The organism is Bartonella florencae, assembly GCF_000312525.1.
GTDB classification, from domain to species: Bacteria; Pseudomonadota; Alphaproteobacteria; order Rhizobiales; family Rhizobiaceae; genus Bartonella; species Bartonella florencae.
On the sequence record NZ_HE997452.1, the window covers coordinates 472005 to 494842 of the forward strand.

The 22838-nt window shown below is 42.2% G+C and carries 19 protein-coding genes and 2 pseudogenes; 13 read left to right on the plus strand and 8 right to left on the minus strand.

The genetic code is table 11. The annotated features are described in order from the left end of the window. Positions 1–53: 53 nt before the first annotated feature. The 3 genes from BN202_RS04795 to BN202_RS04805 all read left to right on the plus strand — a co-directional run bounded on the left by BN202_RS04795 (position 54) and on the right by BN202_RS04805 (position 3050). Positions 54–689, plus strand: coding sequence for a thiamine diphosphokinase (locus BN202_RS04795; RefSeq protein ID WP_019219424.1), 636 nt, complete (start codon positions 54–56; stop codon positions 687–689). Between the two features lie 97 nt (positions 690–786). After that, positions 787–1188, plus strand: a complete 402-nt coding sequence (locus BN202_RS04800) for a hypothetical protein (protein ID WP_019219425.1) — start codon at positions 787–789, stop codon at positions 1186–1188. Further along, positions 1188–3050, plus strand: coding sequence for an ABC-F family ATP-binding cassette domain-containing protein (locus BN202_RS04805; protein WP_019219426.1), 1863 nt, complete (start codon positions 1188–1190; stop codon positions 3048–3050). Before BN202_RS04800 ends, BN202_RS04805 begins: the two co-directional genes overlap by 1 nt. Before the next feature lie 248 nt (positions 3051–3298). Here BN202_RS04805 and rimJ read toward each other — a convergent pair whose 3' ends face one another. Together rimJ and BN202_RS09460 are read right to left on the minus strand one after the other, a co-directional pair. Then, complete coding sequence (rimJ, locus tag BN202_RS04810) at positions 3299–3868, minus strand: ribosomal protein S5-alanine N-acetyltransferase (RefSeq protein ID WP_019219427.1); 570 nt, start codon at positions 3866–3868, stop codon at positions 3299–3301. Between the two features lie 1040 nt (positions 3869–4908). Continuing rightward, positions 4909–5165, minus strand: a pseudogene (locus tag BN202_RS09460) (DUF2312 domain-containing protein). A 231-nt stretch (positions 5166–5396) separates the two neighbouring features. Here BN202_RS09460 and BN202_RS04815 point away from each other — a divergent pair. Together BN202_RS04815 and pyk are read left to right on the plus strand one after the other, a co-directional pair. Next, positions 5397–5930, plus strand: coding sequence for a DUF1036 domain-containing protein (locus BN202_RS04815; protein WP_019219428.1), 534 nt, complete (start codon positions 5397–5399; stop codon positions 5928–5930). Beyond that, complete coding sequence (gene pyk / locus BN202_RS04820; protein WP_019219429.1) at positions 5927–7363, plus strand: pyruvate kinase; 1437 nt, start codon at positions 5927–5929, stop codon at positions 7361–7363. Before BN202_RS04815 ends, pyk begins: the two co-directional genes overlap by 4 nt. Positions 7364–8053: 690 nt before the next feature. Here the strand turns inward: pyk and BN202_RS04825 are convergent. Both BN202_RS04825 and BN202_RS04830 read right to left on the minus strand, forming a co-directional pair. After that, positions 8054–8431 (minus strand): cell division protein ZapA, encoded by a 378-nt coding sequence (locus BN202_RS04825; protein ID WP_019219430.1) that lies wholly within the window; start codon positions 8429–8431, stop codon positions 8054–8056. A 13-nt stretch (positions 8432–8444) separates the two neighbouring features. Next, entirely contained in the window at positions 8445–8720 is a 276-nt protein-coding gene (locus tag BN202_RS04830; RefSeq protein WP_019219431.1) for a DUF4164 family protein, read from the minus strand. Between the two features lie 339 nt (positions 8721–9059). Here BN202_RS04830 and tkt point away from each other — a divergent pair, with 339 nt between their 5' ends. The 5 genes and pseudogenes from tkt to BN202_RS09465 form a co-directional block, all read left to right on the plus strand. Continuing rightward, positions 9060–11060, plus strand: coding sequence for a transketolase (gene tkt / locus BN202_RS04835; RefSeq protein WP_019219433.1), 2001 nt, complete (start codon positions 9060–9062; stop codon positions 11058–11060). A 159-nt stretch (positions 11061–11219) separates the two neighbouring features. Beyond that, the gene (gap, locus tag BN202_RS04840; protein ID WP_019219435.1) at positions 11220–12227 is read left to right on the plus strand and encodes a type I glyceraldehyde-3-phosphate dehydrogenase; all 1008 of its coding nucleotides are present in this window, start codon (positions 11220–11222) and stop codon (positions 12225–12227) included. 513 nt (positions 12228–12740) lie between these two features. Further along, positions 12741–13934: a phosphoglycerate kinase gene (locus BN202_RS04845; RefSeq protein ID WP_019219438.1), complete on the plus strand. Its 1194-nt coding sequence runs from the start codon at positions 12741–12743 to the stop codon at positions 13932–13934. A 105-nt stretch (positions 13935–14039) separates the two neighbouring features. Continuing rightward, a complete protein-coding gene (locus BN202_RS04850; protein ID WP_034987461.1) occupies positions 14040–15071 on the plus strand; it encodes a class I fructose-bisphosphate aldolase in 1032 nt (343 codons plus the stop codon). 47 nt (positions 15072–15118) lie between these two features. Beyond that, positions 15119–15597: pseudogene (locus tag BN202_RS09465) on the plus strand (class I fructose-bisphosphate aldolase); the annotation flags it as partial. Between the two features lie 178 nt (positions 15598–15775). On the opposite strand, the gene rpmE reads toward BN202_RS09465, so the two are convergent. Further along, positions 15776–15997: a 50S ribosomal protein L31 gene (gene rpmE / locus BN202_RS04860; protein ID WP_006589823.1), complete on the minus strand. Its 222-nt coding sequence runs from the start codon at positions 15995–15997 to the stop codon at positions 15776–15778. Positions 15998–16186: 189 nt separating this feature from the next. Between rpmE and BN202_RS04865 the strand changes: the two genes are divergently transcribed. The 3 genes from BN202_RS04865 (at position 16187) to BN202_RS04875 (ending at position 19275) form a co-directional block, all read left to right on the plus strand. After that, positions 16187–17977, plus strand: a complete 1791-nt coding sequence (locus tag BN202_RS04865; protein WP_019219442.1) for an ABC transporter transmembrane domain-containing protein — start codon at positions 16187–16189, stop codon at positions 17975–17977. Positions 17978–18569: 592 nt separating this feature from the next. Continuing rightward, positions 18570–18824 carry a hypothetical protein gene (locus tag BN202_RS04870; RefSeq protein ID WP_019219443.1) on the plus strand — a complete coding sequence of 85 codons (255 nt, stop codon included), beginning with the start codon at positions 18570–18572 and terminating at the stop codon, positions 18822–18824. A 256-nt stretch (positions 18825–19080) separates the two neighbouring features. After that, on the plus strand, positions 19081–19275 hold the full coding sequence (locus BN202_RS04875; RefSeq protein WP_019219445.1) for a hypothetical protein: 195 nt from the start codon (positions 19081–19083) through the stop codon (positions 19273–19275). On the opposite strand, the gene BN202_RS04880 is transcribed toward BN202_RS04875, so the two are convergent. From BN202_RS04880 to BN202_RS04895, 3 genes are all read right to left on the minus strand, one after another. Then, a complete protein-coding gene (locus BN202_RS04880; protein ID WP_019219446.1) occupies positions 19272–20063 on the minus strand; it encodes an inositol monophosphatase family protein in 792 nt (263 codons plus the stop codon). The two genes, BN202_RS04875 and BN202_RS04880, sit on opposite strands and share 4 nt — an antisense overlap. Before the next feature lie 15 nt (positions 20064–20078). Next, entirely contained in the window at positions 20079–20651 is a 573-nt protein-coding gene (efp, locus tag BN202_RS04885; protein WP_019219447.1) for an elongation factor P, read from the minus strand. A gap of 550 nt (positions 20652–21201) precedes the next feature. Then, complete coding sequence (locus BN202_RS04895) at positions 21202–22251, minus strand: tetratricopeptide repeat protein (protein WP_019219449.1); 1050 nt, start codon at positions 22249–22251, stop codon at positions 21202–21204. Between the last annotated feature and the right edge of the window lie 587 nt (positions 22252–22838).

Sequence of the window (22838 nt, forward strand, 5' to 3'; positions counted from 1 at the left end):
TTTTAGAAAAAGATGCTCTATAAGGAAAAACATTACGGAAGGCAGAGTATAGAATGACAACATTTACAATATTGTTAAATGGAGATGTCTGTATCACTGATCGATTGCTCGCTCAAATTCACAATAGTCGGGTGATTGCTGCTGATGGTGGAATGCGTCATGCCGCTGCACTTCATGTGATGCCGGAATTGTGGTTGGGAGATTTCGATTCCTCTGATCAGACCTTGATAAGCCAATATCGTCATGTGGCGCGTGAGGTTTTTCCTTCTGATAAAGATATGACTGATAGTGCTTTGGCATGTGAGAGAGCTCTGCAAAAGGGCGCCAAAAAACTTATTTTGTGTGGTGCTTTTGGAGGAGAGCGGAGTGATCATAGTCTTTCTCATATGACAATGGCATTGGCAATGGCTGATAAAGGTCTTACAGTGTTGTTGACAAGTGGCCTTGAGGAAGGATGGCCAATTTTACCAAAGCTTATGTCATATGATTTACCTGATGGCTGTTTGTTTAGTATTATCGGTTTTTCTGATTTACAAGGCTTAATGCTTTCAGGAGTAAAATGGCCGCTTTGTAATAAAAATGTGTCTTTTGGTTCTTCTTTAACACTTTCTAACCGTATTTGTGGAACCTTTTCTTGCTATTTAGGTTCTGGAAAAGCTATATTGTTGGCGTCTGTACCTATTTCATAAAGCTCTTCCGGTATATTTGAGTAAGGGTAGGGGGGGCAAAGTGATGAAGTGCCGGCATGAATGATATATTTATGTATGATTAAGGAGAGGTTTTAATATGCTAAAATCATTTTTAAAAGTGGCCGTTGTTTCAGCCATTGGTTTAAGTACCGTGGCTTGTACCGCAAATGATGAGCGCGTTGCACGTTACGGCGTTGGTGGAGCAGCAATAGGTGCTTTGGCGGGAACAGCAATTGGAGGAAGTGCTCCTGGAGCAGCTTTGACCGGAGCAGCATTTGGTGCTTTGGCAGGAACAGTAACAGGGGCTGCTGTAAACCAGAAAAGACAACAAAGACGGCAGATTATTGTTCAGCAGCAGCCATTGTGCACGTATCGTGGGCGTAAAGGTCACTATTACAAAGCGCCTTGTGCGCAAAAAGTGCACGCTCCACAATTGTGTACTTATCGTGATGGAAGAGGTGTGATGTATAAGGCACCTTGTCCCTACCATGCTCATTAATGGTGGTGCCGCTCCTGCGGCTTGACCGCATTTTCCTAACCTTTGGAACAACGCCTTTGCTCAACCAAGCTTGCTTATCGGTTGAGCAAGGAGCGCGTATTGCCTTGGTGGGACGTAATGGTTGTGGAAAATCAACGCTGTTAAAAATTGCTGCAGGAATGATAGAGCCTAGTGGTGGCGAAATTTTTCGCCACCCTCATGTCACACTGCGTTATGTCGCGCAAAGTCCTGATTATGCAGGTTTTGAAGATATTAACGCTTATATAGAAGCGGGGCTGGATAATAACCCTGATGTTGCGTGGGTACACAAACTTCGCACAAATCTGGGATTTGTGGGAACTGAAAAATTAGCCACCCTTTCTGGGGGAGAAAAGCGGCGCCTTTCTCTGTTGCGCGCTCTTGCTGCAAAACCCGATATTCTTCTCTTAGATGAACCAACAAACCATCTTGATTTGCCAACCATTGAATGGCTGGAGGGGGTGTTATGTGCTTTACGTTCAGCCATTGTAGTGATTTCCCATGATCGGCGATTTTTGGAAAATGTTACCCACTCAACGCTATGGCTTGATCGAGGTGTCACCAAAAGGCTGGAGAAGCGTTTTTCAGAATTTGAAAATTGGCGCGATAAAGCATTGCAAGAAGAAGTTCTCGAGCAGCATAAATTAGGGCGGCAGATTGTTCGTGAAGAACAATGGTTGCGTTATGGGGTGAGCGCACGGCGTAAACGCAATGTGCGCCGTCTGGGAGAGTTAAAAGGACTGCGACTGCGTCATCAAACCTATAAAGGGCAACCGGGAAAGGCGCTGTTGAGCGCCGCTAAAAGTCATGAGTCTGGCCAATTGGTGCTAGAAGCAAAGAGAATTTCAAAATCCTATGGTGAGCGCGTGATTGTTAAAGATTTTTCTTTACGTATTCAGCGTGGCGATCGAATCGGTTTGGTGGGGCCTAATGGGATCGGAAAAACAACACTGATTTCCACTTTAATTGGGCAGGAACCGCTGGATAGTGGAACGGTGAGGCATGGATATAACCTTTCTATGGCTTGGCTTGATCAACAGCGTATTCTCAATGAAGAAGAAACTTTAGCGCATTATCTCACAGAGGGGAGGGGAGAGACTCTTGTGATCAATGGGCAAGAGCGCCATGTGGTTTCTTATATGAAAGATTTTTTGTTTTTACCCGAACAAGCACGGACTCCACTCAAAGAATTTTCAGGGGGAGAAAGAGCACGCCTTATGCTTGCCAGACTGCTTTCACGTCCGGCAAATTTTTTGATTCTTGATGAACCAACCAATGACTTGGATATGGAAACATTGGATTTGTTACAGGAATTTATCGCTGATTTTGCTGGAACAGTGTTGTTGGTAAGCCATGACCGAGACTTTTTAGATCGCACCGTGACCCATATGTTGGCGCCTCAAGGCGATGGTCAGTGGATTTTATATGCTGGTGGCTATAGTGATATGACTGCACAAAATAAGCAAGCTGCATTGTTGCGGCGCAAAGATAAGGCATTATCACAGTGTAAAGTGCCAAAAAATCCTCGTACATGCGGGGGTGAAGATCTTAATGCGTCAACAAATCGCGGCTTGATGGGGCAGGAGAAAAAAAGGCCGCGTAAGCTTTCTTATAAGCAAGTTTATGCGCTGGAAAAATTGCCTGAACAAATCGCTGCTTTGCAGAATGAAATTAAAAAAATTGAACAAGAACTTTCTGATCCTGCACTCTATTGCAGCGATAGGGAGCGTTTTGAGCGTTTATCAAAAACACTAGAAGAGAAGAAAAAAAGTTTTACAGCCAAAGAAGAAGAATGGTTAGAACTTGAATTGTTGCGTGAAGATAGTGAGTGTATGCAATCATAAAAACGTTTTAGCGTTAATCTTTTGCAAGAGTATCTTTATAGATTGAGCTCATGCTTTGTCTTGGTTGCCTTTCTGTCTTTTTTATAAGATCTGTGTGTGCATTGGAGAGGAAAAAAGTTGCGCAAAAAACAATGATTGCAACTTGAATTTTTATACGAAGAACATCAATGCGCGGAGGGTGAAGAGATGTAGAAAATATCCTCCTAAAGAGGGGTGCAATATATCTTTACGCAACGGGTAAAAATGCCTTATGATGCTTTATTCTGCTCTTTTGGGTTATAAGGAGCATGAATGCGAGAGGTGAGAATGTGATCTCTCCATTGACCAGAAATCATCAGATAGTCTTTGGCGTAGCCTTCTTTTTCAAAATCAAGGCGCTGCAATAAATTTTCGCTTTTGATATTTTCTGGCATATAATTGGCCATTACTCTATGCAGATGGTAAACATCAAAGATATGGCGTATGAGAGAAGATAAAATCTCGAACATGAGACCTTGGCCTTGTTGTTTTTCATCTAGAGAAAAACCAAGATGGCAGGCTTGAAAAACACCGCGAACCACATTGGTAAAATTCACTACGGCAATAATGGTACTGTCATTTTTCAATCGTGTGACATAGCGATAGGCGCATCCTTGTACGCTTTCATGTGCAAAAGCCTTTGCACGTATTTCCCAAGCTTTTAGGGTGTGGTAATCATCAGATCTTACCGGTTCAAAGGGACGAAGATGGTTTTCATTGCGCAGGTGATAGGAAGAGAGTTCAGCTGCATCCTCTAAACGGATCAAGGTGGAAATTGTGCGTTTTGTTGTAATTGTCATCGCCATCTCTCCATGAAAATATGTTTTCTTAATCTCTTTCGTGTCTCTTTTTATATGTCTTTTTCGTTTTCGGGAAATTTATGGTAAAAGGCGAGGAAATTAAGGGGGGATTTTGTTAAAGGCGCTCGATTTTGCCTAAAGGGTATTGAAGACTATAGAAGGCTATAAAATGAGAGGAAAAAGTTATAATTGGCTATTCTTTTCATCATATATCATTGCTTTTAATTATACTTTGCGGTGATTGTTTTCTTTTAAAATGACTCCTCTGTATAGAACTCTTATGTGCTTACTCTAAAATGCGAAGCTTTGATGTGCTCTTTTAGGGCGTAAATTCTTTATGCTTATGGGCGGTGTCTTTCTTGTTAGAGTCAATTTTTTATGGGAGTTTTGTGGAATTTTATGGCGAGATCTTTATTAGCTCTTTTGCCATTTGATTTGTGCAAAAATGCATATCTTGAGTAAAGAAGCACAAATATTAGAGGACTTATTGCAAATCTCTTGATGGTAAATCAAGTAAAACCCTTCTCCTTGCATATTATTAAGGAGAAGGGAGTGAAAAATCTTGAAGAGAAGGAAAAAAATGTCTGTTGTGAATACTCTCAGACGGCTTAAGAGTTTTTGCACTATTGGAGAAAGTATCATGAGCGTGCCGGTTTATATTTTGATTCAACGTAAAGATCGTCTCATGATTTTAGTGTTATCGCTTTTCATGAGATTCTTCAGCAACTCTTCAAGGAGCACGCATGAGATCATTTAGGGGCACTTTACACATTTGGGCCTAGCATGAAATGGGTTAAGGTTTGTCGCGAGGCGTTTTTATTAAGATAAGCGCATGTTAGCAATATAATGGTATCTTATGGCGGCATTCTATTCTATGCACTTTGTTTTGCTTAGGAATGTATCCCCCCCTTCATGCAACGTGTTGGCTCTCTTCTCCTCACAAGTTACATGAATAGTTTATAATAGCCTATTTTTGTTTTGGCAGAAGTCTCTCTGTCTGATTCTTTCTCTTTCTCATTTTGAGAAGATGGGAAAAGGTATTAGCTCATACCAAGTGCTTCTTTATAAAGCTGGATGATAGCTTCCTCTTCCATGCGTTCGTGTTCTTCTTTTTTACGCAGCCGTATAATACTTCGAACAGCTTTACTATCAAAGCCAGACCCTTTCAGTTCGGCATAGACCTCTTTAATATCCTCAGAAATGGTTTTTTTTCTTCTTCTAATCGTTCAATACGCTCGATAAAAGCGCGCAATTGGTTTACGGATATAGCATGTGTTTCATCAGTTACTGTGTTCATTGCATTTTTCTCCGGACTTTATATTGTAAGCTGTTTTTGTCAGCGATAAATTTTTGTTGGAAAAACTTGAAAAACACAAAGTTAATCAAGCTGTATCGTTTTTTTACAAATTGACTTTAAATATTTTGTAAAATTTTAAAATTATGCATTGATAAAAAGACACTCAGAAGTAAAAAAGGATAAAAATACACCTCTATAGATTGAAAGGTTTTTAAAAAAGAAAAGGGCTGTGTGCTTTGTTTTCATCACTTGCATGATAAAGGAGGTCTTGTGGTTGTCAAAAAACAAAAATGGAGAGGAGGGAAACTAAAAGTTTTTCTCGTGAGCATTTTGCTGTCGTGCTCATTTGTGGTTTTTGCAAAAGCTGATTTTAGAGTTTGTAATAACACTCAACAGTCCGTTGGTGTTGCTCTTGGCTATCCTACGCTTGCAGGTTGGGTGAGTGAGGGATGGTGGGTGCTACCAGAGGCAGGGTGTAAAACTTTAATTGAGGGGCCACTTTCTTCACGGTTTTATTATTTTTATGCCGAAGGTGCACAGAAAAAAAGCAACTGGTCAGGTTCTATAACCATGTGTGTGCAAGATAGCCAATTTACTATTCAAGGGGTTCATGATTGTTTTCCTCGAGGCTATCAAAAGGCTGAGTTTAAGGAAATTGATACAGGTAATCAAACCAGTTGGATGATACAGTTAACGGATGAGTCTTTGTTAAATGATTCGGTTATCAATTCTTCTTCTTCTTTTTCAGGAGGGACGCAGCCTTGAAGCGTGCTCGTAAAGTAAAAGTTATTGCTACTCTTGGTCCTTCTTCTTTTTCTCTTGCTATGATCGAAAAGCTTTTTAGGGCGGGAGCAGATGTTTTTCGCTTAAATATGAGCCACACGGACCGAGAAAAAATGGGGGAGTTGGTCAGGCATATCCGCGAAGTGGAAAAAATCGTTCAACGCCCCATCGGTATTTTGGTAGATTTGCAAGGACCAAAATTGCGTATCGGACATTTTACTAAAGGATATGAGGATTTGCGTGTTGGGCAAAGCTTTACCTTGGATGATCGTGATGTGCCAGGTGATGCACAGCGCGTTTATTTTCCACATAAGGATGTTTTAGCGGCTGTGAAACCAGGGGATCGGCTTTTGGTTGATGATGGAAAGTTGGAACTGCGTGCACAGCTGTGTAAGGGGAATTTGGTTGAGTGTCGCGTGGTTGCTGGAACCCGTATTTCTGATCGAAAAGGTGTGAGTTTTCCCGATACCGTTTTACCTTTTGGTTCGATAACACAAAAGGATAAGACTGATCTTCAGGCTGTTTTGCAACAACCTGTGGATTGGGTAGCCCTTTCTTTTATTCAACGCCCAGAAGATATTATGGCAGTGCGCCAATTGACGAAAAATAAAGTGTCGTTGATGGCTAAAATTGAAAAACCTCAAGCCTTAGAGCATATAGAAAAAATTATTGATATCTGTGATGGTATTATGATTGCACGGGGAGATCTTGGTGTGGAAATGCCATTGGAAAAGATTCCTGCACTGCAGATAGAATTGATCAGAGCCTGTCGTTTAGCAGGAAAACCGGTGGTGGTGGCAACACAAATGCTCGAATCTATGATTAGCTCTCCTGTGCCAACGCGTGCAGAAGTTTCGGATGTTGCTACAGCGGTGTATGCAGGCAGTGATGCTGTGATGTTGTCTGCTGAGTCTGCTGCTGGTCTTTATCCTGAAGAAGCCGTGTTGATGATGGATCGTATTGCGCGGCACATCGAACAAGATCACACCTATGCGACTCAGATTGGAGCAGCGCATCCTGCTCCCCAGACAACAGGAACCGATGCCATTTCTCTGGCGGCACGACAAATTGCTGAAACCCTTGCATTGGCAGTTATTGTTGCTTACACCACTTCAGGCACCACGGGTGTGCGTGCTTCACGGGAGCGTCCCAATAGACCTATTATTGCTTTATCACCTATTGTTGAAACAGCACGGCGTTTGGCTTTGGTTTGGGGGCTGCATTGTGTGGTAACTGAAGATGCACGCGATTTGGAGGATATGGTTGATCGTGCCGCAGCAATTGCTTTTCAAGAAGGCTTTTGCCAAGCAGGAGACCAATTCCTTGTAACAGCAGGTGTGCCCCTTGGTACGCCTGGTGCAACAAATCTTTTGCGTATTGCTACAGTTTCTCAAGATGGAACAAAGGGGCTTTAACAGAAACGTTTCGGCATGGACTTCTTTATGTTTTGCGTTGCATTGTATTTGTCAGCTGTTTGAGATAGGCAGAGTTTTTTGATGTTTAAAAACCCTTTATGCGCTCAGTGCTGCTGTTATGGTGCACTGATATTGTCTGCTGGATCCGCTGCCGCTCTTTGTTCTTAAGTAGGTGGGCTGATGATCGATCCTCTATTTGTCTCTACATCGCATAAGATCACACCTATGCGGCTCAGGTTTGGGTTCCTTTTCCAGAGTCGACGCGAATGTATGTCATTTTTCTTGCTTGCGTGATAGATCGCTGAAACAGATGCTCGCCGCTATCGTTGCTTGCACCGCTTTAGGAAGTCTGGGGGTGTGCTTTACCGGAACGTAAAGATAGGCCTCATTATATCTTATTACCTCTCGTGTAAACCGCACAGTGTTTGGTTTTGATTTAGAGCTACATCTGTGTGGGAAGCAAAATTGACAAGAGCTCAAAAGCATGATGCTGCTGTTGCTGTTCATTGTATGTAAAGTGGGAAGGATGAATTTTGCCTCATCCCACTTATGAGAGGGGCTTTTTGAGGGGGAGAATATTTTTTATTTGCTGCTCTTGCAATGTGCACGAGGCTTTTACCATTTTCTCGGTATGCTGATCTTTTTAAGATTTGTGTCGCTGGTCAATTGCAGATCAGAATTGATGTCTCTTTATGAATTTTCTTGTTCTTCAACATCAAAGCTGGTTTGGTTGTCCTGAAGCAATTGATTGGTGAGTTTTTCAATGCGTTCTGTGGTGTTTCGTATAATTCTCCCCATAGTGCGATCTCTTTCATTGTGTAGCCGCAAAAGAGCTTGGTAATCTTCTTGGAGTTTTTTATTTTCTCGTTGTATTTCTTCCATTTCATCGATAATCATAATACCGGCCATGACGGATAGACGATGGTCGCCAATTTCACCAAAATTTTTCTTTAAATGTGCGATATATTGGTCTAAGCGCCCCGCAAGTTCAATAAGATGCTCCTCTTGTCCTTTATTGCAAGCCATGCGATAAACTTTGCCATCAATGGTGACAGAAACAGTTTCCATATATTCAAACCTTCTATCTATCAATGACGACACGAATCGTTTCCATCGCTTTAATTAAACGTTTGGAAACTTCTTTGTTTGCTGCCTCTAGACGCTCAACTTGGGCTTCTGTTTTATCAAGCGCTTGGGCAAGATGGCTACGATCAGCGTTCGTTCTTTGTATTTCTTCTTCCCATTCGTTGTTTTTATCGATAACGGCATTGCGGTTTATAATGGTGATTTCTAAGGTTCTTAATGCTTTTTCTAATTGCTCCAAAGCATGGGGGAGAACCGTAGTTTCTTGATTCATAATATTCCTATCCCTTGGGTGATTGCCTCTTTATAACAGTTTTTTATACAAAAACGAATCACTCATTTTCTTTTCTTGCGTGAATTTTATTTTTAAGTATGTAGAATATTTTAGCAAGCAAGGCAGAAAATACACATTAATTAAAAGTTAATTAAAAGCTGGATTTTTTGAGAGTATTGGCATAAATGATTATGTCTAAAAAGATGCGTGAGGGGAATGTATTAATTACTTACGTGATGAAAAAGTCTGACCTTGAGGATGAAAAAATCTTTCTCAAAGTTATAAAAGAATACGTAAAAAGCAATAAAATAACCTGTTTAACGAAATGGTCTATCATTTATGACAAATACTGAACAACAGAATCAGATGGCTAATGCTATTCGTTTTCTTGCCATTGATGCGATTGAAAAAGCAAATTCTGGGCATCCTGGTTTGCCAATGGGCGCTGCCGATATTGCTACCGTTCTTTATACAAAGTTCCTTGCCCATGATCCGAAACATCCGCATTGGCCAGATCGTGATCGCTTTGTGTTATCAGCAGGGCATGGGTCGATGTTGCTTTACGCCTTGCTTTATCTTTCCGGTTATGAAGAAATCTCTCTTGAAGATCTCAAAAATTTTCGCCAATTGGGGTCAAAGCTTGCTGGACATCCAGAATATGGACACGCTGCCGGTATTGAAACAACCACTGGACCCCTCGGACAAGGTTTAGCAAATGCTGTGGGAATGGCAATTGCTGAGCGCCTACAAAATGCCCGTTTTGGTGATCTCATTAATCATTATACTTATGCGTTGGTTGGCGATGGGTGCTTGATGGAAGGAATTTCTCAGGAAGCACTTTCCTTGGCTGGCCATTTGAAACTCAATAAGCTTATTGTGCTGTGGGATGATAATAATATTTCTATCGATGGTGAAATTTCCCTCGCTGATAGTACAGATCAGATAGCGCGTTTTAAGGCATCTGGTTGGAATACACATAAAATCGATGGACATAACCAAAAAGCAATTGCACATGCTATTGAAGAGGCTCAAAATTCTGATAAACCGACGTTGATCGCTTGTAAAACAACCATTGGCTTTGGAGCACCAAATAAAGCGGGAAGCAATAAAGTTCATGGATCCCCTTTGGGAGCACGGGAAATTACGGAAACCCGTATCGCTTTAGGGTGGGAGGCGCAGCCTTTCGTTATTCCTGCTGATATTCTCGATAATTGGCGCTTGGCTAGTCTTAATGCTGCTAAAAAGCGCCAAAAGTGGGAAGCAAAATTGGCAGAGCTTCCCGTGTCAGAACGCGTGGAGTTTGAAAGGTTGATGCGTGGTGATCTGTTGGGTGGATTTGACGGTGCTATCGATGCTTATAAACAGAAGCTCGTTGAAGAGCACCCTGTGGTTGCTACCCGTAAGGCTTCGGAAATGGCTCTTGAGGTGATCAACGAGGTCGTTGTGGAGACTATTGGTGGCTCTGCTGATTTGACCAGCTCTAATAATACGAAAAGCAGCCAGATGAAAGCGATCTCTGCTGAAGATTTTTCAGGGCGCTATCTGCATTATGGAATTCGCGAACATGCTATGGGAGCCGTGATGAATGGTCTTGCACTTCATGGCGGTTTTATTCCTTATGGGGGAACCTTTTTATGCTTTTCTGACTATATGCGTCCTGCTATGCGCCTCTCTTCTCTTATGGGATTGCGGGTGATTTATGTCATGACCCATGATTCTATTGGTCTTGGGGAAGATGGACCAACGCATCAGCCCGTCGAGCATTTGGCTTCTTTACGCGCAATGCCCAACCATTTCGTGTTCCGCCCCGCTGATGCTATGGAGACAGTCGAATGTTGGCAATTGGCTTTGAAAGCACGTGGAACGCCTTCTACTTTGGCTTTGAGCCGACAAAATTTACCGCTGTTGCGTCAAGAGTATGAAGAAGAAAACCTCTGTATGCTTGGTGCTTATGAATTGCTCACAGCCAGTGATGATGCAAAGGTGACCCTGTTTGCTTCTGGCTCAGAATTGCAAATTGCAGTGCAAGCGCATGCGTTGTTAGAAGAAAAGGGTATTCCAACCCGTGTGGTTTCTGTGCCTTGTTTTGAACTCTTTGATCAACAATCTCGCTCCTATCAACGTGCTCTCATCGGTGATGCGCCCATTAAAATTGCTCTTGAAGCAGCTGTTGCCCAAGGGTGGGAGCGCTTTATTGGTTGTGATGGTATTTTTATGGGTATGGATGGCTTTGGGGCGAGTGGAACAATTGATGCACTCTATGCACATTTCGGTATCACTTGTGAGAATGTGATTGCTACCGTCGAAAAAGAACTTGAAAAAATCAAAGGGGAAAAATAACTCTTGTACTTTACAAGGAATGGAGGTGGTCATATTGACTACAATATTTTGTGCTCAACTGTTCAGGAAAGGGTTGATTGCGGATATGGGTGTTGATATTTTGGGGGGTGATGGGAACACGTGCCCATGTGTTGTGCTTTGAAACGATAAGGATATAAAATGACAGTTCGTGTTGCAATTAATGGGTTTGGTCGTATTGGCCGCAATATCTTACGCGCACTCGTGGAGAGTGAACGAAAGGATATTGAAGTTGTCGCACTTAATGATCTTGGATCGGTGGAAACCAATGCTCATTTGCTGCGCTATGATTCCGTTCATGGGCGTTTTCCAAGTGATGTTAAGGTGGTGGGTGATGCCATCGATGTTGGGGGCAGTTTGATCAAGGTGTTGGCAGAGCGTGATCCAGCACAGTTGCCATGGAAAGCTTTAGATATCGATATTGCTTTGGAATGTACCGGCATTTTTACAGCACGAGAAAAAGCAAGTGTCCATTTGGATGCGGGAGCAAAACGTGTTCTTGTTTCCGCGCCTTCTGAAGGTGCAGATCTTACCGTGGTTTATGGGGTTAACCATCACACGTTAAACAAAGAACATCTCGTGGTTTCCAATGCTTCTTGTACAACCAACTGTTTGGCACCTGTTGCACAAGTTTTGCATAATACGGTGGGCATTGAAAAAGGCTTTATGACAACAATCCATTCTTATACCGGTGATCAACCGGTGCTAGATACTATGCATCGTGATCTTTATCGGGCTCGCGCGGCAGCTCTTTCTATGATCCCTACCTCAACAGGGGCAGCAAAAGCCGTGGGTTTGGTTTTGCCAGAATTAAAAGGGCTGCTCGATGGGGTGTCCATTCGCGTTCCAACGCCAAATGTTTCCGTAGTGGATTTGACATTTACTGCTAAGCGTTCCACAACAGTTGAAGAAATTAATAGCGCCATTTGTACTGCTGCGAGAGGTTCTCTCAAGGGAATTTTAGATTACACAGAGGAAAAGCTTGTGAGTTGTGATTTTAATCATAATCCGCATTCCGCTATTTTTCATAATGATCAAACGAAGGTGATTGATGGTCAGCTCTGTCGTGTTTTGGTTTGGTACGATAATGAATGGGGTTTTTCAAACCGCATGAGTGATACGGCAGTGGCTTTTGCAAAAACACTCTAAATGAGGGCCTTCGGGTCCTTTTTTATATTAAAAAGTCAAGTTTTATGATAAAAAATAAAAGCGTGTTCTGTAAAAATATCTAATGATTGCTCTTTATGCAATGGAAGAAAAGCTACCTTTGCGTGCCTAATGATATGTTGTGCATTAATACAGAGAGATGTGTTTTTGAAAGCTACATGAAAGAGTAAAATTTGCAAGAGTGTGCTTTTGATTGAGACAAAGCTTGAAAAAGTAAAAGCGTTTGAGAAAATGCAGTCGTATGTTTCTTTTTTGCTTAAAAGTGGGAAAGGTTACGTGAAGGGGGAGTGAGAGCAATGTGTTTTGTTTTAAACAACAAAGAGATAACAGCGATGGGTTTTATATGAGAATTGATGGTGCTGGGGCTTAGATGAGGTGTTTTTGTCTCATGGTTGAGAAAGTGCAGAAAGGCTTTCTTTGAAGGGATTGCCTACGATAAATTAAGCAGTGTGGTGCCTTTTATTTAAAACAACAGAAAGTGAAAAGAGAGCAATTATGGGATTTCGTACACTTGATGATGTTGATGTTTCGGGCAAACATGTCCTTGTGCGGGTGGATTTTAACGTACCCATGGCGCTGGGTAAAGTTTGTGATGAAACGCGTCTTAAACGACATAAAGAAACACTTGTTGAATTGCAAAAGCGTGGTGCTAAGCTTATTCTTCTTTCCCATTGTGGGCGCCCTAAGGGGAAAGTGGAGCCAGAATTTTCACTCCGCCCTGTTGCACAAGTGCTGGAAAAAATCATCAATCAGCCAGTGGCTTTTGCAGCAGATTGTATTGGTGGGACAGCGCAGACAGCGGTTGATAACTTGCAAAATGGTGATGTTTTGCTGCTTGAAAATGTTCGTTTTCATCTCGGTGAGGAAAAAAATGATTGTGCTTTTGCTGAGGCTCTCGCCCATAATGGTGATCTCTATGTTAATGATGCTTTTTCCGTTTCTCATCGTGCTCATGCTTCGGTAGAGGGAATAACGCATTTGTTGCCTTCTTATGCGGGGCGCTCTATGCAGGGAGAATTGCAGACATTAGAAAAAGGGCTTGGCAATCCAATGCATCCAGTGGTTGCTCTTGTTGGAGGCGCAAAGGTTTCTAGTAAGCTTTTTGTGCTCAATCATTTGGTTGAAAAGGTCGATTATTTGGTGATTGGTGGGGGCATGGCCAACAGTTTTTTGGCTGCGCAAGGTATCCAAATTGGTAAGTCATTATGCGAACATACGCTGATAGAAACGGTCAAAAAGATTATCGAAAAAGCATGGGCGTGCCAATGTGAGATTTTGCTTCCTGTGGATGCAATCGTTGGATTTCGCTTTGAAAAAAATGCTCCGCATCGTCTCTATGATATTGGAGATATTCCGGAGGAGGCGATGATTCTGGATATTGGTACACGCTCTATTGTTCATATCAATGCGGTTATCGATAAAGCTGCTACCCTTGTCTGGAATGGCCCCCTTGGTATTTTTGAAATGCCTCCCTTTGATCAGGGAACAACAGCAGTAGCACGCTATGCCGCAAAGTGCAGTCGGGCAGGAAATTTGGTTTCAATTGCTGGCGGGGGAGATACGGTTTTTGCCCTTAACCATGCTGGTGTTGCGGATGATTTTACTTACCTTTCCACTGCAGGAGGGGCTTTTTTAGAATGGATGGAAGGCAAGGTGCTTCCTGGTATTTTCGCCCTCATGCAGGCTTAAAGGCTTTATTTAAAGGAAAAGTTTATTGTATGGTCATGGGTTTTGTAAGATGGGGTGGCCATAGTGCTCGTTTTGGAAATAAGAAAAAATAAAGAGGAATTTTTTATGAATGAACGTCTTGAAGATATAGCACTTGCGCTGGTGTATGCCGGTAAGGGTATTTTGGCAGCAGATGAAAGTACCGCGACCATTGGTAAGCGTTTTGCAAGCATTGGTGTTGAATGTCATGAGGATAATCGCCGTGCTTATCGTGAGATGCTTTTTAGTGCAAAAGAAGCTATGGAAACTGCCATTTCTGGTGTCATCTTATTTGATGAAACCATTCGTCAAAAGGCATCAACAGGGCAAATGTTGACAGATATTATCCGTGAAGCAGGTCCTTTGCCAGGAATTAAAGTCGATACCGGTGCCAAACCTTTGGCGGCTTTTCCTGGCGAAACAATTACCGAAGGATTGGATGGACTGCGTGAGCGGTTAAAAGACTATTATGCTTTGGGAGCACGTTTTGCTAAATGGCGTGCGGTGATTGCTATTGATGCACATACGCTGCCAACAAGAGGGGCGATTACGCAAAATGCACAGGCTCTCGCGCGTTATGCTGCATTGTGTCAGGAGCTCAAGATTGTGCCCATTGTTGAACCAGAAGTGCTGATGGATGGCCCTTCATCTGCGCATTCAATTGCCCGCTGCTTTGAGGTGACACGGGCTGTTTTAACAGCGGTATTTCAAGAATTGTTTGAAGCGCGTGTGGTTTTGGAGGGAATGATTTTAAAGCCCAATATGGTGATTGACGGAAAAGATGCGCGCAAGGCTTCTGTTGGCGAGGTGGCGGAAAAGACAGTTCAGGTGCTTAAACAGACTGTTCCTGCTGCTGTTCCAGGAATTGCTTTCCTTTCTGGAGGGCAATCTGATCAGGAAGCAACAGCGCATTTGTCTGCTATGAATGCTTTGGGGACATTGCCTTGGAAATTGACCTTTTCTTATGGGCGCGCATTGCAAGCAGCTGCCTTAAAGGCATGGGCTGGTAGAGGTGAAAATATCCCTATTGCCCAAAAAGCTTTTCATCATCGTGCTCGCATGAACCATTTGGCTGCCTTGGGGCATTGGACAAAAGAGCATGAGCAATCTTGGGCTTAAAAACAACCGATTTTGTCAGCACAGATTTCTCTAAGCAAGTGAGGGGCTTGCCCATTGTTGAACTGGGAGCACTGATGCATGGCCCTTCACGGGGGTGGCGCGTGGCGCATTCAATTGCTCGCTGCTTTGAGGTGAGGCAGGCTGTTTTGAGGGGGCAAGAATTGTTTGAGAGCCGCGTGTGGTTTTGGAGGGAATGATTTTAAAGCCTAATAGGGCGCCAAGTGGGGAGCCAAGTGGGAAGCCAGTGGGGTGCCAGTGGGGTGATTGACGGAAAAGATGCGCGCAAGGCTTCTGTTGGCGAGGTGGCGAAAAAGATATTCTAAGTGCTTAAACAGACTGTTCCTGTTGCTGTTCTAGGAATTGCTTTCCTTGTCACGAGGGCAATCTGATCAGGAAACAACAGCGCATTTGTCTGCCCCATTTATTTGCTATGAATGCTTTGGGGACATTGCCTTGGAAATTGACCTTTTCTTATGGGCACGCACTGCAAGCGGTTGCCTTAAAGGCATGGGCCGACAGACAAAAAACCCCACTGTAAAGCGGGGCAATCTCATTGGTTTGGTAACTTTAGCAGCGCTTTTGATAAAGCCAATGATCAAAACTGCTAAACTATGTGTTTTTTACAATTTAAAGCTGTTTTATTCTTTTGAATGCTTCAATAGTATTATTGGCACTTTTTGCTTTTTATAAGCAAAAAGAGACTCTTACATACCAAGATTACCAAAACGATTTTTAAATTTAGAAACACGACCACCACGGTCTACAAGTGTTTGAGAGCCACCTGTCCACGCTGGATGGGTTCTTGGATCAATATCCAAATTAAGGATATCCCCTTCTTTTCCCCAAGTGGAGCGCGTGGTATATTGGCTACCATCCGTCATAACGACGGTAATTTTATGATAGTCGGGATGAATATTCGCTTTCATGCGTTAAACCTTTTACATATATAGAATAAAATAGCACTTTTTCACTTTTTTAAGTGCGCTTCCTTTGTCTTTTTGATAAATTGATTAAAGTACTCTGTTCTATAACTTAGCACGCATCAAAAAACAAGTGTCCAAGATGCATCATTGTATCAAGTGTTATAGACAACCTAATATAGTGAGCGAAACTTTATGAATCCCCTCAATCATTCAGAACAATCTACAAAATCTTTGGCAAAAAAATCTTCATTCTCTTCGTTTAAAACTTTTGGCCCTTATCTTGTGCGTTATCGCTGGTTGTTTATCTTTGCCTTTGTTGCTTTGACTGTTGCTGCTCTTGTCACATTGATTTTGCCTGTTGCTATCGGCAAAATGTTTGATTATGGTTTTTCATCTGCAAGTCATGGTTATATCAATTTTTATTTCTTTATTTTGTTTCTTTTGGCCTTGCTGCTCGCACTTGCTTCGGCGTGCCGTTATTATTGTGTTATCACCTTGGGAGAACGGATTGTTGCCGATTTACGGCGTGATGTTTTTATCCATATTATGAAACTTTCACCCGCTTTTTTTGATAAATCTCATTCTGGTGAACTTGTTTCAAGGCTTCTCACCGATACAACGCAAATAAAACTAGCCGTTGGTTCAACCGCCTCTACGGCTTTGCGTCATCTGATTGTGGTGATCGGTGCAATCGTAATGATGGTGATTACCAATGCCAAATTATCTGCTCTGGTGTTGCTTGCTATCCCCTTTGTGGCACTTCCCTTAGTGATTTTTGGGCGCAAGGTTCGTACACGTACACGTGCGGCACAAGACTGTGTTGCAGATGCCAATGCTTTGGCAACCGAACAGGTCAGCGCTATTCGCACAGTGCAAGCTTTTACAGCTGAAAAACTTGTTGTAAAACGTTTTTCACAGTTGATTGAGCGTGCTTTTCAAACAGCGCGTGCTTCTGTGATCTTGCGTTCCTTTTTTACCGGCTTTGCAATTTTTTTGGTTTTTGGCAGTGTGGTTGCTGTTTTATGGATTGGCTCTCGAGATGTTTTGAATGGTATCATGACAGCGGGAACCTTAGGTCAATTTGTTCTCTATGCCGTTTTTGGAGCTTCAACTTTTGCGCAATTATCAGAATTGGGGGCTGAATTAATCCAAGCAGCAGGTGCCGCTGAACGGCTTGGCGAATTGTTGCAAGAACAGCCCATGATTTTAGTACCCAAAAATCCTGTCTCTTTGGCAAAACCTGTTCAAGGTGCGCTTATTTTTGACAAGGTTGATTTTACCTATCCCTCTAGACCACAAAAAAAGATTTTACACGCGCTTTCCTTTTCTATCAAAGCAGGTGAAACAGTTGCTTTTGTTGGTGCTTCAGGGGCCGGGAAAAGTACACTTTTTTCTTTGATCCTTCGTTTTTATGATCCAACAAGTGGGGAAGTTCGGCTTGATGGCGTGGAGATTAATCGCCTTACTCTGCAAGATTTACGTGGTGCAATCTCTTATGTTTCCCAAGATGTTGCCATTTTTGATGGCTCATTGCGCGATAATATTGCTTTTGGAACTGAAAATATTACGGAAAAGGAAATTATTGCCGCTGCTAAAGCAGCCAATGCCCTTGAATTTATTGAGGCCTTGCCAAACGGTTTGGATACACCAGTAGGAGAACGCGGTACCATGCTTTCTGGTGGGCAAAAGCAACGCGTTGGTATTGCTCGGGCAATTTTAAGAAATGCTCCCCTGTTGCTGCTGGATGAAGCAACATCTGCTTTAGACGCAAAAAGTGAAAAATTGGTGCAAAAAGCCTTAGAAGGGTTGATGCAAAACCGCACAACATTGGTGATCGCTCACCGTTTGGCAACAATTTTAAAAGCCGATCGTATTCTTGTAATGGATAAAGGCGTTCTTGTGGAAGAAGGAACCCATGCAGAACTTGTGGCAAAAAATGGGATTTATGCTTATCTCGCCAAATTGCAATTTTCACCCGAATAAGGGAATCTTGATACAAGACCAGTACTTTTAAGAGCATACAGCACCCTTTACAGCCATGCTTACCAGTTTTAAGGGCTCAGGGAAAAAAAGCGGAAAGAATTAAGGCGAAAAAGAACAGCAGGAATTTTAGGTGTTTTTCTTTTTGAATTCTGGCTGTTCTGTTGCTCTGTGAGATGGAGCATTTTTTATAAAAACGCTTCCTTTGTGCCCAGAATATCCTGTCTGTATAAAGATAAAACGATGCCAAGTTAAAGACGCCCAATGCTGCGCAAAGTTCTATTGTAAAAGCTGAAGAAGAACTGCTGATAAATGGGCAGAGATGCGCTTTTTGTTGATGTTATAAATAGGGCGAATAGAGCAGAAAGCCTGTGTTACTGTTTGCGGGGGATAAGTTTTTTATTGTTTTGAAAACCAATATATCAGGATTATGCATTTTGAGGGCTTATTTTGAAAATGCATAAATGATGAAATCAGTATAACTAAATACAAATTGTTGTATTTATAAGACTCCAACATTTGAAAAAGCTTACAAATTAGGTGTCAGAGAATGGATGCAAGCAGCAAATGAGAAATATGATAACCGGTTGATTTTTTGGGAAAAGCTTCTTGGAATAAGCAATTCACAAGAAAATTAAAAATTATCTTCGGTGAGAAACAGCGAAAGAGAATAGAAGAGGCTGTTAAAGAAGATCAAGAACAGTTTGAAAATCAAATACAGGCTGCAATTATTAAAAATAAAGAGTTGCCGTTATTACAAATCCCGTGCGTCTTTCATAGGCTATTTACAAGACGATTAAATGAAGGGGGCCCTGCAATGAATTTACTGAAGTTTCTATTGCTTCTGTAAGGGTGAAAACTCTTGAGAGGCACAGGTGACAGTTTTTAGCAGAGGAGAGAGGTGTTTGGAGCCAATCTTTTGGCACTGTGTAGGGATGATCTCTTAAAAGAAGTAGGGGGCCTTGTTTCTGGTATGGTTGGTGTTTCCTAGAGCGGTTTGTTGTGATGGTGCTTTTTGTTTCGTTTGCTAGCTTGTTTGTAGGGGAATTGAGCAGAAAAGCAGCATTCATAATATTGGCTAAGCTGTCATTGCATCTTTAGGGGGTATGGGTGGCTTGATGGTTGGTGATGGTGTTTTGTCATTGTCTCGTGCGTTGTTTTCTGTTGTGTCTGTAAAGAAAGTTGAAAAGCCTCCCTCCAGATTGCTTTTTTTCAGATTCTATAAAACTTTAAGGAGGGGGACTGGTCTTAAGGGGCTTTGTTTAAGCCCTATGGGCTTTTTAAAAGGCTATAAGGTTTAAATGCCTTTTTTAAGAGTTTTTTCTAGCTTAGTGCGAATGTGTTCATTGCCGGCGAGGATATTTTTTTTGCGGAATATGTCATCACCACCTTCTTTGTCGGTGACAAAACCACCGGCTTCACGAACCATCAAGATTCCAGCAGCCATATCCCAAATTTGCAGGTTGTCTTCCCAATAGCCATCGGTTCGGCCTGCCGCGACATAGGCTAAATCAAGGGCTGCTGCACCAAAACGGCGAAGTCCAGCAACCTCGATCATCATATTGCGCAGTTCAATGAGATAGGTTCCATGATCTGGGCGACCAAAATGCGGCATGCCCGTGGCTATGACACAATCTTCTAATCTGCGTCGCGCAGAAACGCGGCAGCGTCGGTCATTAAAAAAAGCACCACCACCACGTTCAGCGGTAAAGAGTTCATCACCCACGGGATTATAAATCACACCAGCAACGATTTTGCCTTGGCTTTCTAAAGCAATGGAAACAGCAAAAAAAGGAATGCCATGGAGAAAATTGGTGGTGCCATCTAAAGGGTCGACAATAAAACGATGTTGAGAATCTTCGCCAATGATCTCTTCAGATTCTTCCATTAGAAAACCAAATTTGGGGCGCGCTTTGCTTAACTCATTGAAAATAATTTTTTCCGCTTTACGATCTGCTTGGCTTACATAATCAGCCGGCCCTTTCAAAGACACTTGCAAATTTTGCACTTCACCGTAATCACGCACAAGCGAGCGTCCTGCTTTCATTGCAGCTTGCACCATGACATTCATGATTGCAGAATGGGCCATGTTTTCTTCCTTTATTTATCCTTTATCATTTGCACGACGCAAATAAATCAACTCGTTGGTATCAACAATGACACGTTCACCGGCATTTATAAAAGGTGGTACAAGAATACGAATGCCGTTTTCAAGAATGGCAGGTTTATAAGAAGAGGTAACCGTTTGCCCTTTAATGGCAGGATCCGCTTCAGAAATTGTTAGCGTCACCTGATCAGGAAGTGAGATGCCAATAGGCTTTTCTTGATAAAGTTCAACCGTGACAGTCATCCCATCTTGGAGAAAAGCAGCGCGTTCTCCAACAAAATCCTTTTGCAATTCCAATTGTTCATAAGATTCTGAATCCATAAAGACCAAAGCATCACCTTGTTGATAAAGAAAGGTAAAATCTTTTTGTTCAAGGCGTACGCGCTCTACCGTTTCAGCAGCACGAAAGCGTTCATTGAGTTTTGTACCATCAAGCAAATTTTTCATTTCAACTTGGTTAAATGCACCACCTTTTCCTGGTTTTACAGCGTTGCATTTGACAGCAACCCAGAGGCTGCCTTGATGTTCAATTACATTCCCAGGACGAATTTCATTGCCATTAATTTTCATCGTTTCTATCCAATTCTATTCCTGCAAAAAGAGCTCTCTGTTTGTTCCCCTAATGATCCCTTGTTATCCTTGCTTGCGTGCTCTTTTGTTGTTTTTGCCCCTTTATGGTTTTTTCATGCTCTTTCATTGCTCTTGGCTCTGTCTAGAGGCGCTTTCTCAAAAGCTTTGCCGAAAAAAAGCCTAGGTCAGTATCGCAAAAAAAGAGTCTTTGTAGATTTTTGCTTTTCAATTCTTTGCAAGACCATAAAAAGCACCAAGACGCAAGCTTTTTAAAAATTTTCGTAAAGATTTTTTGGGGATTTTTTTGAGAGTTTGGAGAATTTTACTTCTTTAAAAGCAAAGGATAGCATGTCTGCTTCTTTGCTCGCTTTTGCCAATGATATTTTGTCTTATTCTGCAAACATCAAGATTAGGCACTTGCCTGTTTTCTTGCTGTGTAAGCATATATCAGTGTGCCTCCCTTTATCCTCTTGTTTGTTGTGTCTCTGCTTTCTTGATGTCGTGTCTGATAAAATGTTGTAAGGGAAATTTGTTCTGGTAGAGTGTTTTTTTAAAAAACCGCAAGAAGATTTGCTGCTTGTTTGCGTGCTTGTTCCAATTGTTTTTTATCCATTCCTTCAAGCATGAGTTCAAGATCGGGGGCTTGTAGTTTTGCCTGCTTTGCAAGCATATACCATGCTGCTGCTTTGATCATATCGCCCTTTGTGCCCATGCCATCGCGATAAAGTCTGGCAAGAGAAACTTGTGCTGGTGCTACCATATTGTTGGCATTGCTGAGAAGTAACTGAAATGCACGTGGAAAATCCTTTTCTCCACCACGACCTTGTACAAGCCATTGTGCTAACAAAATTTGTGCTGGGGAATGTTTGTTTTGGGCAGCAACTTCTATCAGTTTGCGTGCGTTGTGATCGTCCCTTGGTCGTGTTAGGGTTCCTAATGAGAGAATTTTTGCTGCAGAAAAGGCCGCTTCGGAATCACCTAGGGCAGCACCTTTTAAAAACCATTTTAAGGCTTGTTCGATTGCTTCATTTTCACGATCTGGTGCGCTAACACCAGCAAGAACTTGCTTTTCCCGTGCAGCTTTATAAAGCAGCAATTCCCCATAATAAAAATGGGCTTCTTTTACGCCAGCATTTGCAGCTTTACGAATAAATTCTTCCCCCAATTCTTGGTTTTGGGAAATAAAATTGCCATCAAATAACATCAGTCCATAGCGCAGTTGTGCTTGGGGTTCACCTTGTTTTGCGGCACGCCCAAACCACAAAGCGGCGCGTGCACCATCTGTGGGAACGGCACATCCTTCTATGTAAATGCGCGCAAGCAGCGTTTGGGCAAAGGGGTCATTTTGTTCAGCGCGCCGGAGTGCTTCACGAAAAGCTTTCAAATAATAGCCTTGGATGTAATAGTCATAGGCTTGATCATATTCTCCAGCTTGTAAGGGGTGGAAAGGTTCTTGCTTGTTTGAAGGGGGTTGAATCGTATTCAAAGAGCGTTCAAGTTCTGAGGATTCTTCAGCCATTTTGGTGGAATTTGCGTTAGTGATGACACTTGCAAAGCAAACCACTCCCACGATAAGCAGTCTCATGCTTTTTTGTATCATGGATGTCTTCTCCTCATCATAACTTTAAGAAGTTTCACATTTTTCTTTTATCATTTCAAGCAGGATCAAAGGGTTATCCCTATGAAAAAAGACCATAAATGGACATCTGGCTTTATTCTCTCATCAAGGGGGATAAAATTGCTTTGCCTTTGAACAAATGTGAGGCTTTTATCATCTCTGTTTGCTGCTGTGCTTATTGAATAAGGTGAAGGAAGGTAAAATGGTATCGCTTTTGTACTAAAACAGCCGATAAAAATACCTCGCAATAGAAGCATTTCTAAAAGCTATAAAAAGTGAGGGCAAAGGGGTGGCAGCAGGTGAGAGCAAAGGGGTGGCAGCAGGTGAGGGCCAATGGGTGGCAGCAGGTGAGGGTAATGGGTGGCAGAGCAAGGTGAGGGCAATGGGTGGCAGCAGGTGAGGGCCAATGGGTAAAATGATGAATGAAATTCAAGCGGTGTTTGAGATGAAGCAGAAATTAGAGGAAAAATAGCGGGACTGTTGTATTGTTTGCCAGACATTATGGTTCGTTTGCATATCCAAACAAAATTACGCTTTACTAAAATCAGCGAATTCTCATTTAACTGCAA

What these genes read in the sequence shown, in the direction of transcription:
- BN202_RS04795 (WP_019219424.1), top strand. Translation starts at nt 54, where the DNA reads ATGACAACATTTACAATATTGTTAAATGGAGATGTCTGTATCACTGAT.
- BN202_RS04800 (WP_019219425.1), top strand. Translation starts at nt 787, where the DNA reads ATGCTAAAATCATTTTTAAAAGTGGCCGTTGTTTCAGCCATTGGTTTA.
- BN202_RS04805 (WP_019219426.1), top strand. Translation starts at nt 1,188, where the DNA reads ATGGTGGTGCCGCTCCTGCGGCTTGACCGCATTTTCCTAACCTTTGGA.
- rimJ (WP_019219427.1), bottom strand. Translation starts at nt 3,868, where the DNA reads ATGACAATTACAACAAAACGCACAATTTCCACCTTGATCCGTTTAGAG.
- BN202_RS04825 (WP_019219430.1), bottom strand. Translation starts at nt 8,431, where the DNA reads ATGGAAACTGTTTCTGTCACCATTGATGGCAAAGTTTATCGCATGGCT.
- BN202_RS04830 (WP_019219431.1), bottom strand. Translation starts at nt 8,720, where the DNA reads ATGAATCAAGAAACTACGGTTCTCCCCCATGCTTTGGAGCAATTAGAA.
- tkt (WP_019219433.1), top strand. Translation starts at nt 9,060, where the DNA reads ATGACAAATACTGAACAACAGAATCAGATGGCTAATGCTATTCGTTTT.
- gap (WP_019219435.1), top strand. Translation starts at nt 11,220, where the DNA reads ATGACAGTTCGTGTTGCAATTAATGGGTTTGGTCGTATTGGCCGCAAT.
- BN202_RS04845 (WP_019219438.1), top strand. Translation starts at nt 12,741, where the DNA reads ATGGGATTTCGTACACTTGATGATGTTGATGTTTCGGGCAAACATGTC.
- BN202_RS04850 (WP_034987461.1), top strand. Translation starts at nt 14,040, where the DNA reads ATGAATGAACGTCTTGAAGATATAGCACTTGCGCTGGTGTATGCCGGT.
- rpmE (WP_006589823.1), bottom strand. Translation starts at nt 15,997, where the DNA reads ATGAAAGCGAATATTCATCCCGACTATCATAAAATTACCGTCGTTATG.
- BN202_RS04865 (WP_019219442.1), top strand. Translation starts at nt 16,187, where the DNA reads ATGAATCCCCTCAATCATTCAGAACAATCTACAAAATCTTTGGCAAAA.
- BN202_RS04875 (WP_019219445.1), top strand. Translation starts at nt 19,081, where the DNA reads ATGGGTGGCTTGATGGTTGGTGATGGTGTTTTGTCATTGTCTCGTGCG.
- BN202_RS04880 (WP_019219446.1), bottom strand. Translation starts at nt 20,063, where the DNA reads ATGGCCCATTCTGCAATCATGAATGTCATGGTGCAAGCTGCAATGAAA.
- efp (WP_019219447.1), bottom strand. Translation starts at nt 20,651, where the DNA reads ATGAAAATTAATGGCAATGAAATTCGTCCTGGGAATGTAATTGAACAT.
- BN202_RS04895 (WP_019219449.1), bottom strand. Translation starts at nt 22,251, where the DNA reads ATGATACAAAAAAGCATGAGACTGCTTATCGTGGGAGTGGTTTGCTTT.